This is a genomic window from Ruminococcus sp. 8Y-12, assembly GCF_058119865.1.
In genome coordinates this window covers 3,492,703-3,509,480 of the sequence record NZ_CM176623.1, presented here as the reverse complement: position 1 = coordinate 3,509,480, position 16,778 = coordinate 3,492,703, and the positions used below count along the sequence as shown (strand labels likewise).

Sequence of the window (16,778 nt, the reverse complement as noted above, 5' to 3'; positions counted from 1 at the left end):
TAAAATTGATTTACAGACAAAAAGCTTGTCTGCTCTTGCTATTTTTTCACTCTCTGCACGTTAATGAAGAAAATTGAAAGAGGCAGATAAGGCATGTCTGTAATTAATACATATTGTACCACATAATCGTTCTATTTTCTATTCTAAACGTATATTTTCCAGGTTTGTTTCGTTACGGTTCACTCAGGTCTGAGCATTTACTGCTCAGACCGTGAGAAAATGATTCAGGAGTGCATAAATCCCATCGCCGCAGGCGATTTTGGATGTATTTATGCATGTTACTGTGAACGTGTGAACAGCAACTTTGTTTCACCTCGCTTCCTGGAATAAAAATATCCAAAGCCAAAGATAAAAGCCACTTGCAATAATATTAGCACAAGTCCTGATCCGCCTTCTCCACCATTCCAGATTGTATTATGTACTATTTTTGTCGACAGCCAATGATGATCCGAGATATTATTCAACCCAAATACTCTGATTTCCATCCAATTCCAAGCTATATGAAATCCGATTGGAAACCAGATATTATTTGCACTCAGTCGAATGATACCTAACAGTATTCCGCCTAATGTCAAATAAATAAGAGACGCGATTGTATAATTGTCAGCATTTACCAGATGATATAAAGCAAATATTACCGCTGACAATACCATTCCTGCATACTTATTTTTTTTACCCAGCAAATATTGAAAATAGCCTCTGAAAGTAGTCTCCTCGGCAAACGCCACTCCGGAAAAGATGAGAAGACCATTTAATAGTGAGTATGCTGCAGAACTCGTCAGGGGCCTCATCTCAAATTCCACCTGCTTCATAAGAATTAGGATAGATATATATACCGCTACAAAAATCGCACCAAATGCAAAACCCTGCAATATCTTCAGAAACCGATGCTCCCTGGAAAGCCCCAAATCGATCCAACTTCGTTTTTCCTTTTTTAGTATATATCTATAAAATAGATATATGAGCCCGCACATAATTAGAATCGCCAAATCATATCCCAAATCATGGTTCATTGTCTCTGAGATCATTTCTGGAAAACTTTTAATATTGACATTTTGATATATCACGCCCGCTGCGACGGCGGATGTCAGAGATATCATGTTAAAAAATACAAAAATGAAAATAATTTTCCATATGTTCCTCAGTTCCTTATTGTTATTATAAAAGATTCTTTTCACTTTTATATATCTCCCTCTCAAAAAAATGGAAATCCATTCTATTCAATGATCAGCTTACATACCTCAATTGGCCTGTTTTAGCAGGACAATAAGAACCCTTCATCTCTTATTAAGTTCAGCAATTGCTCCGTAATGCAAAACATCAAATTCGGCCGGAGCAATCTCAGCAAGCAGCTTCATATGCTCCTGTTCCCATGCAGCGACTTCTCTTTCAGAGAGCGAAGCGCCCACACCCCTGCAGGCTTTCATTCTCCCATTCCAGCTCTCGCGGGTGAAATGCACCTTCAATGGATATTCCTCGTGATAGACAAGCTCAAATTTTTCTCTATAACAGTCCGGAATTGAGATGGGATGTAGCGTTTCTCCGGCCCCGCTCCACTTGGGGCTGTATTTCAGAACGAGTTTTTCACTTGCCCCCGCAACCTCATCCTCAAAGGGCAGCCACGCCATATACAATATAAGTATACGTCCACCAGTCCTCAGCATTTTGTATAACTTTGGAATAAGATGCTTATGGTCAAAATACCAGAAACACTGACACGCAGTGATAACATCAAAAGAATGTTCGGGAAAATCTATATGTTCAGCAGATTTCGCATAATAGTCAATATCCATACCCTCTGAGAGTAATTTAGCCTGTTCAATCTGATTTTCTGATATATCCGTGGCCGTCCATTTTGCCCCATATCGGTACATATTTCTGGGAAGAACTCCCGTTCCAGTACCCATGTCTAATACATTTTGACCTTCTATACATAGTTTACGTTCTAAAATTTTATCGTAAAATTTCTGCGGATAAATATCACGGAATTTTGCGTAATCTTCAGAGGTTTTGCCCCAATCAAATGCTTTTCCGCCGTCTATATTACTGTCTGTCATATTCATAATCACAAGATCTCCTATTTTTCCATCTTTGATTGTTGTGCAAATCCAATGGGGATATGATCTTCATAGATCCATTCAGACACATTTTCAATTGATAATTCAAAAAACACCTCGTCCGATTCAATAAATTCGTCCTCCTCGCTAAAGGATTCCGGATAGCGCAGCATATAGGAAGCCTTTATCTTAGCATTCCTGTCATCAAATGCAGAACCAAGAGGCTTTGCTTTTCCTGTAAAATAGAAATTTCCCACACAGACAGCAATATTGGGATTATAAAGCATTTCTCCAGCCTTTCTGGTCGCTGCTGATGTCCTTACATATAGGCGCAGACCTATACTCAAGGGGCTTACAGGTCTGGATGATACCCTGTCATCTCTGCTTGTCGATAAATAGATCACTTCTGCTGTACTTAGAACACGTTCCAGTTCTGTTAAATTAACTTCCATACATAGCCTCCGTTCCTTTGAATTGTTTCAACCCACGCTCCACTGACGTTATATGTGATTCCTCTCTCTGCCTATCATAATGTTCATTTTAACACAGGAATTTTTTACTGTCTTGATATATTTACAAAATAATATTTATTTTTCTCATTCATTACACTTCCCATATAGAATTTATCATGACTCTATGGTAACATAAAGTCATAAAACACTCTGGTAAATTATTTGCTGCTATTGTGAAAGGAGGGCTACAAGATGAAAATGAGAAATGCAGTACAAACAATTGGTAACCTAATAGACAAACAAAACGTGTCATTCATAAGTTCTGTGGATGAGAATGGGTATCCTAACACAAAGGCCATGCTTCCCCCGCGAAAAAGGGAAGGAATAAAAGTATTCTACTTTACTACAAATACGTCGTCTCTGCGTGTAAACCAGTACCGGAAAAACCCGCAGGCCTGTATTTATTTTTGTGACAAAAGATTTTTCAGGGGCGTTATGCTGCTTGGCTCCATGGAGGTATTGGAGGATAGTTTTTACAAGGAGATGATATGGCAGGAGGGTGACACCATGTATTACCCTCAGGGCGTCACTGACCCTGATTACTGTGTGCTTCGGTTCACTGCCAAAGAGGGTAGATTCTACAGGAATTTCAGTTCTGAGAATTTTATCGTGGAATAAAAAATAGTAAAACAAACTGGAGATGTATTCATTCACACCTTCTATGCAGCGCACATAATTTCTTTTGGCAGTTTTGATGAATGAGGAAATTATTTTTTGAGAGGTTTACACCTAATTAAAAATGCGATACAATATATAATAAAAACTTTTTACAAATCAGAAGGAAACCTTATGAAAAAATCCGGTTTAAACCTCATCGGCGTGAAAGAATATAACCGCGCCCTAATATTACAATTGATTGCCACTGGAAACGGAACAACACGCAATAGTCTTGCACAGCGGTCAAGGCTAACGTCTATGACACTGACGAACATTACATCTGAACTTCTACAGCAAAATATTATTGTAGAATCAGAAGCTCCCTCCAACTCCAAAAATCTGGGGAGGACGCCTAAGCTCCTCACAATCTCTCCAACTTCCCCGGTCGTTGCAGGAATTTGGATTTCAAAAGACTTTCTTTTCGGCATCTTAAGTGACTTCAGTTTAAAGCTGGTAGCAGCAAAGCAGGAATATTTCGAGGATAACGAGACCTCCGAAACCATTCTGGAGAAAACATATCATCTGGCTGAATTTCTGCTCCATTTAACAGAGCGTCCGGTACTCGGTATTGGTATCTCTGCAATCGGTGTCGTAGATACCATTCACGGAGTTATTAAAAATGTAACGAATTTTTTTGATATTAAAGAGATGGACATTAAAAGTTATATGTCCCCTAAATTTGATATACCCATATATGTTAAAAATGACATGCAGGCTGCTGCCCTCTGCGAGATGTATTATGGTATTGGACAGCAAAAAGAAAACTTTCTATATATTGGCATTACAAATGGAATCGCTTCCGCTATTGTCTCCAATAAGCAATTGTTAAACAACTCCACCGGCTCCTGCGGAGAGCTGGGACATACTACCATTGATTTCAAAGGTCCCAGGTGTAATTGCGGCAGTCGTGGATGTCTGGAGCTGTATGCCAGTGCCCCTGTTATTATCCGAAGGATTAATGAAGCCTGCGGTACCCAACTGAGTACCTTTAAGGAAACGATGGAGTATTGTACTACTTCTGTGAAAGCTTACTCCACTTTGCAAAACATATCTGATCAGCTGGCCTATGCACTTAATAATCTGATTAATATAATAGATATCAGTACCGTGGTGTTCGGCCACTCTGCTGTGTACTTTCCGGATGAAATACTGGCATCTATCGCGTTCACCCTGAATCAGCTCAGTATCTTTCGCAATAACCGCACAATTACACTGCATAAGACAAAATTTGAGGAGAACAGCCCTCTCTACGGCTCCGTCTGCATCGTTTTAGACCAGCTATTTACCGGCAACCTGACTATTTGATTTTCCCTTCCATGTTACTCTGTTTACAAAGAGAGCTGCTTTGCATCCGCATTTCGGCACGCAAAGCAGCTTTTTCCCTTAGTTGCAATCTGCCAGCATAGGTCCTGCAAGCTCTTCCAGATAAAAAAGAGTTCCGGGAATGGTAGGGATATAAGAGGATGTAACCCACCTGGAAGGACCATAGCGTAGGGTCATCCATAAAGGCATCCCTTGCCACTGCATTCCCCTGGAGAACGCTCCATCCGCCCCTCCGATCATTCGGTCAGACTGGAGAAACAAACCGGGTCCTATGGTATTCGCTGTACATGGTACAAGAGGGGTTCTGCTCTTGAAACTGGTTATCGCATTTTGTTCAACAGTCAACGGATGAAGCAGCGCGCCCTCCCTGTAGCACTGCTCTTTCCAAGATGCTTCTGAATCAAACTCCGCTGCAAAATGGGGTTCCCAAAAAGCAATATGACACATTCTGCCAATACCGTATACTGTTATAAGCCGCGCCCCCTGTTCCTTCAACCTTTTAATCTTCTCAGGGTAAGCAGGGAGGTTTTCTTTTGTTGCAAAATTTCGGTGAGATTCAGGCACCGTCAAATCCCCTAATGGATTATAGAATGCATGCTCCATTGCATATTGAAAGGAACCCGGCTCTGTGCTGTCAAGTGTATTTCCATCTTTATCAGCCCATTCATCCATATTAAAACAATACAAATGATCACAGGCAATATTCCATCTTTTCAGATAATATACAATCCATTCATACATTCCCATGGGTCCCACAGGTAAAATGAGCGCCAGTGTCTGTCCTTTTTCTCTTGTCTCCCGGATTTCCAGCGCAATTTCATGGCCCAGTTTTACATTAAACTCCTCTAGCGATTTACAGGCTGCAATCTCAAACTCCTCGTTCCAAAAAGCCTGCCTTTCTTTGATTTCTTCTGGACCGTAGCTGCAGCACCTGTCAATTTTATCCATATCCCATCCTTTTGGATAGAATCCTTCCAATAAACTTTTTTCAACTGTTTCTTTAAAGTTAATCTTCATAAACCCTCTTCCTTTCAAACCATATACATCATTTACACTCTTTATGGCAGTAATTGTTTTGTTGTCATCCTGGGATAAACGGTACACGGCCGGTATCCCTCCGCATATGCAACCCCGCACTGATACCCCCTGTATCTGGAACAGGTTCTGACCATATCCAAAAAATCTATTCCGTCATGTTCCAACATCCATTTTATCTGGGATTCATGACACGCAAGGGCTTTTAACTTTCTGTCTATCTGTTTGGTGACATCTACATAATGGGTGGGTATAAAATCGACTCCTGCCAAGGTATCCATAAAATAAATGGGCACGAACTCATTGTACGCAGCATATTGTACTGACTTATGCGCTAAAGTGGCTATAAAGCTGCTGTTGAACGCCAGTTTGCTGGTCTCAATATGATCCTGCATATAATCCATGTCATTATGGGTGATAATAACATCAGGTTTTACAAGCCTCACAACATCCGCAAGCGCATCTACCGCTTCATTATCATAACGGTTCACTAAAACATCACCTATATCTAAGTTGAATACCTTCTTAACTCCAAGTACCCGGCCTGCCTGTTCTGATTCCATTGCCCGAAGCCTGGCCAATGGTTCCGGTAATATTTCCGCATGTCCCATATTTCCATTTGCAACATGGCATATAGAGACATCGGCGCCTTGTTCTACATATTTTGCAAGTGTTCCACCACATGCAATTTCTAAATCGTCAGGATGGCACCCCACTGCCAAAACGTTCATCTTTGTTCCCCCTATCTTTTATCTATGATCATTTCAAATACAGTATTTTGTGATAGACGGCATTCAGGAAACGGTAATACCCCCATCTGCCACCAGAATTGCCCCATTCATATAGCTGGACTCATTGCTGGCCAGAAATAATGCAATATTGGCTACATCTTCGGCCATCCCCCAGCGGCGGAGCGGCGTACCCTGATTCAGAAAACGCTTTTCATCAAACGTTTTCTTATTTAGATCACTTTCATATATCATAGGGGTATGAATCGCCGCCGGCGCAATACAATTTGTCCTGATATTTTCGGGTCCAAATTCGACAGCCATGGATCTGGTCAGGGAAATCACTGCTCCTTTTGAAGCACTGTAGGCATCACAACCGGGAACTCCGATCAGTCCACAGCTGGATGACGTATTAATTACTGATCCACCTCCCCTTCTGCGAATCAGCGGCAACGCTGCTTTTGAGCAATACATCATTCCAAACAGGTTAATTCTGATTATTTTTTCAAACACATCTACCTCCAGACTATCGATGCTTTTGTCAAGTTCTCCCCAGAACACGGATGCATTATTATACAAGACATCAATCCCGCCGTACTCCTCCTTGATACTTCCAAAAACCTTTTGAACCGCATCCCAGTCTGAGATATCCAAAAGATACAATTCTGCCCGTCCGCCAGCAGCCTTTATGTCCTGCTCTGCTTTCCTTCCTTTTAACTCATCTCTCTCCAAGAGCAAAACGGTCGCTCCCTCCTCAGCAAATAATTGAGCTGACGCTTTACCAATGCCGCTTCCGGCTCCGGTAACAGCGATTATTTTTCCTTCCACCCGCATAATATGTTCTCCTCCTACCAAACCATGTATCCCCCGTCTGTAACCAGTGTAGCTCCTGTCATATAATCTGACGCCTGTGATGCCAGAAATACAGCGATATCCCCGATATCCTCCGGTTTTCCCCAGGTCTTTAGTGGTATACAATCTAAAGAATCCTTATAGAATCCGGGATTCTCTTTCACATACTTCTCATTGATCTCGGTCATATAATAACCTGGACAAATGGCATTGACGTTGATATTGTGCTCTGCCCATACTCCTGCCATCAGCCGCGTCAGACACTCAACTCCTGCTTTTGACACATCATATGCCCCAATGGTTGGGTTTCTCATCGCCACCTTCCCTGTCACAGAAGCCAGATTAATTATTTTTCCGTACTTCTGTGCCTCCATTATTTTGCCCACATGCTTCATCATCAGAAATGTTCCGGTAAGGTTTGTCTCCAGTATCCTGCTCCATTCCTTCAAGCTCTCATGCACCAGTGGCGTATCACTCCTGCCCACAGCGGCATTGTTGACCAGGATATCCAGGTGTCCTGCGGATTGCATTACAAACCGACATGCTTCCTTCACACTCTGCTCATCTGTAATGTCCAAAGGCCAGACATGGATTGTGTTCCCCGACTCCTCCTGTATAAACCTGGAAGTATTCTCCAGACGTTCCAGATTTCTTGCCATCATAAAGACCTCAGCGCCCGCCAAAGACAGGGACCGTGCAAATGACTTTCCAAGCCCCTGTCCTGCCCCCGTCACCACTGCAGTCCTGCCGCTTAAATCAAATTTACTCTTCATGGGTAAACCAATCCTTTCACACTTTTAGTATTTTACTGTCACGGGCTGCCTTGTCTTTGCCGATTCCATAATTGCCAGCAGTGCCAGGGACGTATTAGCAGCATCCTCCTTTGTGACCAGAAAATTCCGTTCGCTTAAGATACAGTCCACAAAAGAACGAATACTCTCATATGCAAAACCTTTTACCTTCCCATCCACTTTATTACGTACAATGATATCCGGTGTTATCACTTTATGGTCTGTCACTTCCTGGATCATGTTATGGCTGGAGCAGTCAATATTGATCATCCCGTCTGTACCCAACACAGTAAACTTAATGTCATTAATACAGGTATTTGCATTCGGCGTTATCCAGCCGCACTCCATCTGAGCAATTGCGCCGTTTTTAAATTCCAGAGTAGCCTGATACATATCCGGAACATCCACCCCCATTTTTTTTAATATACCTTCCCTCGAAACAGCATATACCCTCTCTACCTCTGATCCCACTAAAAATCGGAGGGTATCCAGGCAATGGCTGCCCAGAAACCACAAAATAGAAGACTGTCCTGCCCATGAAAGCATATCTGTAGCTACCCACTTAATATCATTTAGGCGGCCATAAGCACTGGTGGGCGTTCCCAGATCCCCTGCATCAATCAACTGTTTTGCAGTATTGACCGCTGGATTCCAACGATTGTGCAGATCTACCATCACACGTATTTTGTTCTTTTCAAAAGAATCCATCATCCGGTACACATCATCATGCGTGGTCGCCAGGGGTTTCTCAATCAAGAGATCTTTCTTTGCCTTTGCACATGCTATGGCAATATCAGCATGCAGAAAATCCGGTGTAACAATGGCAATAGCATCACATTTGGATTTTACTGCCATTTCCCTGTAGTCCGTATAGATCTCTTCTATTCCAAACTTTGCCGCCAAAGCCTCCGCCTTTGAACGATTTTGATCACAAATTGCCACTGTCTTTGCAAAAGGATGTTCATTATAGATACTTGCATGTGTTTCTCCCCAAATGCCGGCTCCAACAATACCCATTCTCAATTTTTCCATTCTTCCTTACCACCTTTCTTTCATGCTACCCGATCAACTCCAGCGATAGATATTACTGTGATTTGCGTACTAAAATTATCTCAAAACTCGTAATTATGTACATTTTCTTTTGTAAAAATAATACTCGGAATATATCCTACATCACTTCCATCTTTCACAATCAATTTACCGCCGTATTCTCCATAATCTTCATTATTCTGAGGCAGTTTCCCTGTATCCATGTAATTGACTGCTGCTGCCACAGCATCATATCCCATAACTCCCGGGTCCCACAGGATCAATTCCGGTATTACGCCTGCATCAATATACTCAGAACACTGTGAAGGAAGGCCAATTCCCAGTGAAATGATCTCCCCTGTTTTATTGGCTGACTGGATGGCCATGGCCGCAGCTGGAGGATTCACAGTGGATACCCCCGCCACTGCTTTTAAATCCGGGTATGTCTGTATTAAATTTTCAACCTGCGATACACATTTTTCAAAATTATCGTCACATGCCTCCGTAGCAACCAGTTCAATATCAGGATATTTTGCCAAAACAGCTTTAATTGCCTCCAAACGCCTGTTCAAAGTCTCTGATCCAAGTCCACCCGTGAGTAACGCCACTTGTCCTTTCTCTCCAACCTGCTTAACCAAGCTCTCTCCGATTGCAGTACCGCTTTCTTCCGGCTCACCAGCTGTAATACAAAACAGACGCTGGCTGTCAGGTGCATCAATGTCAAAGGTGAAAATATCTACGCCGGCATCTACGGCCTTGTTTATGGTTGGAATAATAGCAGTACTATCCGCAGTAGATATTAAAATCGCGTCTGCTCCCTGAGTGATAAGATCCTCGATAAAGGTGATTTCCTGATTTACATCCTCTGTGGACGGTCCTGTATAGGATATGATTTCCGCGTTAAAGTCCGCTGCTGCCTTCTTGGCTCCCTCCGCTGCATAATCAAAATATGGGGCTCCCATCTGTTTGACCACAATTCCTATCTTATATGTATCTCTGTCACTTGTTTCTTTTACTTCTGAATCTTTGTCTGCGGTGGTATCTGCACTTTTTGCTGTCTTTGACTGCTCTGGTGTCCTTTCGCCGTTACTTGCACAGCCTGCAATGGTTAAAATAAAGATAGTACTCATCAAGATTGCCATAAATGAACTCTTTTTTTTCATATTTTATCCCTTTCTATGTTTAAAAAACTTTGCAATGTCAAAACCATTTCTCAGTTTTGCATCATACCCGATAGCGATCAGCAGCACAATCCCCATGAAGATCATTTGCCAGTAAGCATTTACCCCGAGTAAGTTGAAACCATTAATGATAAAATTCAGGATCAGAATACCAAGCATTGTGCCCAGAATATTGCCCTGACCGCCATTGATACTGGTTCCCCCCATTAATACTGCTGTCACCACGTCAAAAGCAGTATTCCTTCCTGCATCAGGTGAGGCAGAAATCAAACGGGATGAGAAGATGATACCCGCTACTCCTGCAAGCAGCGCATTCAACACATATACAGCGATGGTAATCCGCACCACACTGATTCCCGCAATGTCCGTTGCTTTGGGATTGCCTCCTGTTGCGTAGATGAATCTTCCATATTTCGTACACCTCATCATCCACTGAGCTGCAATGATGATAGCTAAAAGAATCAGTATTGGAATAGGTATTCCCAGCAGCTTCCCCTGGGCCAACTGGTCATAACCGCTGGGAAACGTGCTGACCGGCTTTCCGTCTGTCAGCACATATATAATACTTCTAAGCGCTGTCATAGTAGCCAAGGTTCCTATAATTGGCTGAAATCCTGCCTTTGCAATCAAAATGCCATTCACTATTCCGATAGCGACAGCCGAAAGGATACCGTAAAATATACATACGCCAAAAGGAAAGCCGTTGCCGTAACTAAGGCCAATGATAATGGGGACAATAGCCATCACAGTTCCCACTGAAAGATCAAATCCTCCGGCTATGATCACCACTGTCATCCCCACAGCTATGATTGCCACTTCACTGACTCTGGTAAGAACGGTTACAATATTGTTCAGGGCCAGAAAGCTGTGCTCCATAACGCCCATGAAAAGAAACCATATAGCCAGAAAACCAAGTAAAACCAATTCATAGCCCATTTTTGCAAATATGTCTTTTCCTACACTGCCTTTCATTGTACTCACCTCCTCTCCCCATAAATGGTTCTTACAGTATCCAGAAGCAATGCTAAAATAATAATCAGTCCGGTGATCAATCCCTGATAATTTGCTGAGATCTTTAGCAAAGTCATACCGTTTAGAATTAGCCCCATTAAAACAGCCCCCATAATCGTTCCCAAAACAGTTCCCTTACCTCCCAGGAAACTGACACCGCCCAGCACAGCTGCTCCAATTGCGTCCATCTCATATCCAGTCCCCGCTGCCGGCTGAATAGCTCCTGTTCGTCCGATAAATAGCATTGCCGCAAGCCCGGTCAAAATTCCTGACACCATAAAAATCATTACTTTTGTCTGATCAACCCGAATCCCGGCTAATTTCGCAGACTCCTCATTACTGCCAATAGCATAGACATGCCTTCCAAATGACGTATATTTCATAATGATAGTAAATAAAACCAGTACAACCAATAAGATTACTGCGGGAACCACCCCATTTCCAAACAATAAAAATTCCTTAGGCAAATTGGTTACCCATTTCCCGCCGGAATATACATACGTAATTCCCCTGAAGATATTCATTGTGGCCAGGGTAACAATGATTGGCTTTACCTGCAGTTTTACGATAAGAAGTCCATTTATTCCGCCACAAACTGCTCCGGTAAGTAAGCAAACCATCAGTACAGCTCCAGCCGGAAGCCCCAACTTAATGAAAGACCCGGCCACTACACAGATTACACCAACCATAGACCCTACTGAAAGATCGACTCCCTTGGCGATAATTGCCAGCATCATGCCCACAGCAATGATCCCATTCACTGAAATCTGCTTTGAAATATTTAGCAAATTAGTACTGGTAAAAAAAGACTCTGACTGCGCACCGATCAATATAGAAATCAGAATGATTGATATGATAATGGTCAGTTCCGGAATGCTAATCAAAATTCTTCCGACAGATCTCCCCATTCCTCCCTTGCGGATGGCCGTAACATCTTTTTTCAAAATACCTGTCCCCTCCTTCCAATAATTCTAATTTCTGTCTGCTCCTGTTGCGTAACTTATAATTTCTTCCGGTGTAACATCCTCTTTTGGGAAAATACCAGCAACCTTCCCCTCCTGCATCACCATGATCCGGTCACTCATTCCAATCACTTCCGGCAGCTCAGAGGATATCATAATAATGCCGTAGCCATCAGCCACTAACTCGTTCATCAAATCGTATATTTCAGCCTTTGCGCCCACATCAATGCCGCGTGTAGGTTCGTCAAAAATTAAAATTTTGGATTTGCTTAAAAGCCACTTAGCAATTACAACCTTCTGCTGATTACCGCCACTGAGGTTACGGGTCAATTGTTTCGTGGAGGGAGTCTTAATTGTAAGCTTCCGAACGTACTCATCCATCAACACTTTTTCTTTTTTCGAATGTATAAACCAATTTGCTTTATTCTTAGCCAAAGCTGCCAAAGTCGAATTCTCCTGTACGCTCATAAGCAACACGAGCCCTTCGTCCTTGCGGTCCTCAGGTAAAAATCCAATGCCCAGCTTTAATGCTTCTTTGGGAGAGCGCGGAAGGTGCTGCTTCTTGTTTCCAATGGTGATTTCGCCTGAATCTGATTTATCAATACCAAATATTGCCCTTGCCATTTCTGTTCTGCCTGCTCCCACCAGTCCGGACACTCCCAGAATCTCTCCCTCATGCAAGCTGAAACAGATATCCTCGAACACTCCCTTAGAAGTCAGGTTTGTAACAGCAAAAATTTCTTTTCCTATCTTGTTTGTCCGCTCCTTAAACCGTATATTTACAGTACGGCCCACCATCATCTCCAAAACTTTGTCCAGATCAGCTTGTGCAGTATTGACAGTATCTACATATTCGCCATCCCTGAGAACACTGATTCGGTCAGATATCTCAAAGATTTCATTGAATTTATGGGATATGTACAGAATCGAAATCCCATTCGCTTTCAGATCTTTAATGATTTTCATTAAGTTCACAACTTCATGCTCTGAAAGAGAGGAGGTTGGTTCATCCATGATTATGAGCTGCGCATTCATAGTCAATGCCCTTGCAATTTCTATTAACTGCTGAGTCGCCACATTCAGGCTCCCCACCTTTGCTGTTGGAGATACTCTGACTTCCAGCTTTCCCAGCACCTCCTCTGTCATTTTATTCATCTTAGTCCAATCGATCAGGCCGTTCTTCTTAGGCTCCCTGCCCAGAAATACATTCTCTGACACTGAAATATCCGGGCAGAGAGTGAGTTCCTGATAGATGGTTGAGATTCCTGCCCGCTGAGCTTCCCTCGGATGCTGAATCTTCAGTTTTTTACCTTTCCAAAGAATTTCTCCCGTCCAGCCGCCCAAAGCACCGGTCAGAATCTTAATCAGTGTAGACTTTCCCGCTCCGTTCTCTCCCACCAGGGCCAATACCTCAGCTTCTTTAATATCCAGTCTGACTTTGTTTAAAGCGAGAACTCCCGGAAATTTCTTCGTTATATCGGTAAGTTTCAACAATGTTTCAGCCACACTCATCACCTCTCATTTTCTATGATTCAGGGTCGAATTTTCTTACCACACCATATAACCGCCGTCAACCTGTATAATCGTTCCGTGTACGTAATCTGAGGCCCTGGAGGCTAAAAAAAGAAGCGTTCCTGCCAGTTCCTCCGGTTCTGCCATATGACCTGCCGGTATCATATCAAGAGCCAGATCATAAAAACCAGGGTCAGCACGAAAGAACTCTTTATTAGGGTCTGTCATAAAATATCCTGGAGCAATCGCATTTACATTTATATGATATTGAGCCCATTCACTGGCCAGAGCTTTTGTCAGACCATCTATGGCTGCTTTTGACACATCATAAGAGCCTCCATGTACTCCTTTATTAATGATTTTACCGGAGATGGAAGACATATTAATAATCTTCCCCTTTCTGTTTTTCAACATTTCTTTCCCCGCAACTTTCGCGCAGATAAAGCTTCCATTTACATTTATATCTATTACTTTTTCCCACTCCTGTGTGGCGGTATTCTCTGGAGATTTATTACAACGTCCGATCCCTGCGTTGTTGACCAGAATGTCAAGTTTTCCGTAACGTTTTACTATCGCATCCACGCATTTCTGTATCTCGTCTTCATGGGTAATGTCCCCAAAAAAGCTCATGCAGTCATGGCCAGCTTCCCTCATTTCTCTTTCCGCGCGATCCAAGTCCTCCTTTTCAAAAGAAAGTAAACAAACCTTTGCCCCCGCTTCTGCCAACGTATTGGCGAACATCCTTCCCAGTCCTTTACTGGCACCTGTCACCAGCGCAACTTCTCCATTCAGATTGAACAAATCATTTACTACCGACATCGCTTATACCTCCTTGTAAAATCCTCTTTGGCTGTTCTTCTACAGTCCAAAATGTGTGTGTTTCTCTTTTGCCTCCTAGCAATAAGGATATTTTAATCATACATCAACACAATGCCCATGTCAATATATTTTTAAATTTATTTTATTAATAATTCTTTTATATTTTTACTATTAATTTAAAATAGTTTTGTGTATTATACCCAAATATTTTGCTTTTACCAAAATTTTACAAGTGTTTTTAGGGCTATATATTGTAATTTTCATTATTCTTTCGATATATATAAATTATTTTTATTAATGTAACAAAAAAGACACTTTAGAGGATTCCAACTAGGAATCCCCTAAAGTGTCTCCCGTGAACTTCGTTCTGAGAATTATGACGTGGAATAAAAAATTTGTATTCTTTGGAAAGAAGAAGGTTTAGCCTTGAAAACTGGATAGAATAGTTATATTATAACACTATACCATATAAGAAATCATTTTAAAAGCGAGAAAATAAAAATGAAAAAATTGCTGAAAGTATCCGGCAGTATCACTCTAAAGAACTGGACCACTCTGTTGACTTTTGAATTATTCTATAAAGTAGTATGTTATTCCTTCCTCTCCTCAATCGTAGGCATTATTATGGACAATATTCTGCATGCTGCAGGTATTACATACCTGAGCTTTGAAAATATCCGCATTTTATTAACCCACCCACTTTCCATAGTATTATTTCTCTGCCTCATAATGATCATAACAGTGAGCACATTTTTTGAAGTTTCCGCGCTCTATATTTACTGTGAAAAAGGATGGCGGAATGAATTTCTATCGCTGTGGCAGTTAATCAAAAAAGCGTTTAAAAGCTGCAGAGCGCTTTTGAATATAAAAATACTCTTGTTCTTCTGGGGATTTATGCTCGGTGTGCTGCTGGCAGTCTCTCCTTTTTCACGTTACGTATTGGGATGGAGAAGCATGCCAGAGTTTATCATGGATTTTATTTGGGAGAATCAACTATTCCGGGTATTATTTATCATTATCCTCATCGGTCTGAATTATTTGTTTATTCTCTGCCTCTTTGTTCTGCCCTCTGTCATCTTGTATAAAAAAGATTTTAGAGCCTCTTGGCAGGAATGTTTCGTCTTGCTGAGAAAGCGCAAGGCAGCTACCCTGTGGAAGTTTGTGGTATCATTCACAGTTCTTTTTGCTGTCTTTTTTCTCATTTTTTTTTCAGGAGCAGGAGCACTTGCAGCCTACGCAAAATCCGCCTATGCCCTCTCCCAGGCAGAAGCCGCCTTTCGTTTCCGGATGGAGACTCTGGGCAGGATCGGGATCATTTTAGCCAGTACAATCAGTACTATATGGCTGTTCGCCATGGTCCTCTCTCTGTTTCATGAGTACAGAAACGATATCCGTCCCAACCGGGTCCATACAAAGCCCCGACTTTTTTCGATTATCAGGCGCGTTATTGTTATGGCAGCCACAGTATTTCTGGTGATTCTATTCAGTGAAACGGAACTGGGAGGTAATTTTATTTATTCAGACGATTTATCTACTCAGATCATTGCCCACCGTGCTGCTTCCGCTTTTGCCCCAGAAAATACTATGGCTGCACTCAACTATTCTATTGAAGCAAAGGCGGATGCCGCTGAAATTGATGTACAGCTACTAAAGGATAATACGTTGATAATCCTGCATGACAGTAACTTTAAGCGTACAACCGGCGTTGATAAAAACGTCTGGGATACAAATTATTCTGAAGTCAGGGGGTATGATGCAGGTTCCTTTTTTTCAGATGATTTCGCCAAAGAACCTGTTCCAACCCTGGATGAGATGTTAAAAACCGCAAAAAACAAAATTAACCTGATGATTGAACTAAAGCTCACCGGCCATGAGCAGCGCATCGATCTGGTAAAACAGACTTTAGAACAAATCCGCAAATATGATATGGTTCACCAGTGCAGCATAGCCTCCATGAACCTGGAAATTCTAAAGGAAGCAAAACAGATGGAGTCTCAGATTGAGACCGTTTACATTACTCCCCTGCTGTACTCTCATGATTATGGAATTGACTACATCGACGGATACAGTGTTGAGACCACGTCCATTACCACAGAAATGGTAATGACCGCAAACTATCAGGGCAAAAAGATCTTTGGCTGGACTGCAAACTCTGAGAATACCATTCAGAGGAATCTGAGATGTAAGGTGAATGGGATTATCACAGACAATCCAGAGCTGACCCGTTACTATGTAGACGAGCAAATGGAAAACCTGACTCTGAATCTTTTAACGGATCTCTTTTTTCCTGACTCTCTGTGAGAGATGCA

Annotated in this window: 16 protein-coding genes; 3 read left to right on the top strand and 13 right to left on the bottom strand. The window is 42.0% G+C overall.

Annotated elements, in window-relative coordinates; translation table 11 throughout:
- Positions 1-278: 278 nt before the first annotated feature.
- From AC0THY_RS13820 to AC0THY_RS13810, 3 genes are all read right to left on the bottom strand, one after another.
- On the bottom strand, positions 279-1,178 hold the full coding sequence (locus AC0THY_RS13820; RefSeq protein ID WP_489991180.1) for a CPBP family intramembrane glutamic endopeptidase: 900 nt from the start codon (positions 1,176-1,178) through the stop codon (positions 279-281).
- 99 nt (positions 1,179-1,277) lie between these two features.
- Positions 1,278-2,063: a class I SAM-dependent methyltransferase gene (locus AC0THY_RS13815; protein WP_489991179.1), complete on the bottom strand. Its 786-nt coding sequence runs from the start codon at positions 2,061-2,063 to the stop codon at positions 1,278-1,280.
- Positions 2,064-2,077: 14 nt separating this feature from the next.
- Positions 2,078-2,509: a pyridoxamine 5'-phosphate oxidase family protein gene (locus AC0THY_RS13810; protein WP_489991178.1), complete on the bottom strand. Its 432-nt coding sequence runs from the start codon at positions 2,507-2,509 to the stop codon at positions 2,078-2,080.
- Between the two features lie 258 nt (positions 2,510-2,767).
- Between AC0THY_RS13810 and AC0THY_RS13805 the strand changes: the two genes are divergently transcribed.
- Both AC0THY_RS13805 and AC0THY_RS13800 read left to right on the top strand, forming a co-directional pair.
- Complete coding sequence (locus AC0THY_RS13805; protein ID WP_489994199.1) at positions 2,768-3,187, top strand: pyridoxamine 5'-phosphate oxidase family protein; 420 nt, start codon at positions 2,768-2,770, stop codon at positions 3,185-3,187.
- Between the two features lie 171 nt (positions 3,188-3,358).
- Positions 3,359-4,531: an ROK family protein gene (locus tag AC0THY_RS13800; protein WP_489991177.1), complete on the top strand. Its 1,173-nt coding sequence runs from the start codon at positions 3,359-3,361 to the stop codon at positions 4,529-4,531.
- A 78-nt stretch (positions 4,532-4,609) separates the two neighbouring features.
- Here the strand turns inward: AC0THY_RS13800 and AC0THY_RS13795 are convergent, their stop codons facing one another.
- The 10 genes from AC0THY_RS13795 to AC0THY_RS13750 all read right to left on the bottom strand — a co-directional run bounded on the left by AC0THY_RS13795 (position 4,610) and on the right by AC0THY_RS13750 (position 14,469).
- Positions 4,610-5,566 (bottom strand): 6-phosphogluconolactonase, encoded by a 957-nt coding sequence (locus tag AC0THY_RS13795; protein WP_489991176.1) that lies wholly within the window; start codon positions 5,564-5,566, stop codon positions 4,610-4,612.
- A 41-nt stretch (positions 5,567-5,607) separates the two neighbouring features.
- Positions 5,608-6,315, bottom strand: coding sequence for a PIG-L deacetylase family protein (locus AC0THY_RS13790; protein ID WP_489991175.1), 708 nt, complete (start codon positions 6,313-6,315; stop codon positions 5,608-5,610).
- A 63-nt stretch (positions 6,316-6,378) separates the two neighbouring features.
- Positions 6,379-7,146 carry an SDR family NAD(P)-dependent oxidoreductase gene (locus AC0THY_RS13785; RefSeq protein ID WP_489991174.1) on the bottom strand — a complete coding sequence of 256 codons (768 nt, stop codon included), beginning with the start codon at positions 7,144-7,146 and terminating at the stop codon, positions 6,379-6,381.
- 14 nt (positions 7,147-7,160) lie between these two features.
- On the bottom strand, positions 7,161-7,937 hold the full coding sequence (locus AC0THY_RS13780; RefSeq protein WP_489991173.1) for an SDR family NAD(P)-dependent oxidoreductase: 777 nt from the start codon (positions 7,935-7,937) through the stop codon (positions 7,161-7,163).
- Positions 7,938-7,961: 24 nt separating this feature from the next.
- The gene (locus tag AC0THY_RS13775; protein ID WP_489991172.1) at positions 7,962-8,987 is read right to left on the bottom strand and encodes a Gfo/Idh/MocA family protein; all 1,026 of its coding nucleotides are present in this window, start codon (positions 8,985-8,987) and stop codon (positions 7,962-7,964) included.
- Between the two features lie 80 nt (positions 8,988-9,067).
- On the bottom strand, positions 9,068-10,126 hold the full coding sequence (locus AC0THY_RS13770; protein ID WP_489991171.1) for an autoinducer 2 ABC transporter substrate-binding protein: 1,059 nt from the start codon (positions 10,124-10,126) through the stop codon (positions 9,068-9,070).
- A 24-nt stretch (positions 10,127-10,150) separates the two neighbouring features.
- Positions 10,151-11,137, bottom strand: a complete 987-nt coding sequence (locus AC0THY_RS13765) for an ABC transporter permease (protein ID WP_489991170.1) — start codon at positions 11,135-11,137, stop codon at positions 10,151-10,153.
- Between the two features lie 5 nt (positions 11,138-11,142).
- On the bottom strand, positions 11,143-12,120 hold the full coding sequence (locus AC0THY_RS13760; RefSeq protein WP_489991169.1) for an ABC transporter permease: 978 nt from the start codon (positions 12,118-12,120) through the stop codon (positions 11,143-11,145).
- A gap of 27 nt (positions 12,121-12,147) precedes the next feature.
- Positions 12,148-13,644 (bottom strand): sugar ABC transporter ATP-binding protein, encoded by a 1,497-nt coding sequence (locus AC0THY_RS13755; RefSeq protein WP_489991168.1) that lies wholly within the window; start codon positions 13,642-13,644, stop codon positions 12,148-12,150.
- A gap of 42 nt (positions 13,645-13,686) precedes the next feature.
- A complete protein-coding gene (locus AC0THY_RS13750; protein WP_489991167.1) occupies positions 13,687-14,469 on the bottom strand; it encodes an SDR family NAD(P)-dependent oxidoreductase in 783 nt (260 codons plus the stop codon).
- 501 nt (positions 14,470-14,970) lie between these two features.
- Between AC0THY_RS13750 and AC0THY_RS13745 the strand changes: the two genes are divergently transcribed.
- Positions 14,971-16,770 carry a glycerophosphodiester phosphodiesterase family protein gene (locus AC0THY_RS13745; protein ID WP_489991166.1) on the top strand — a complete coding sequence of 600 codons (1,800 nt, stop codon included), beginning with the start codon at positions 14,971-14,973 and terminating at the stop codon, positions 16,768-16,770.
- Positions 16,771-16,778 lie beyond the last annotated feature (8 nt).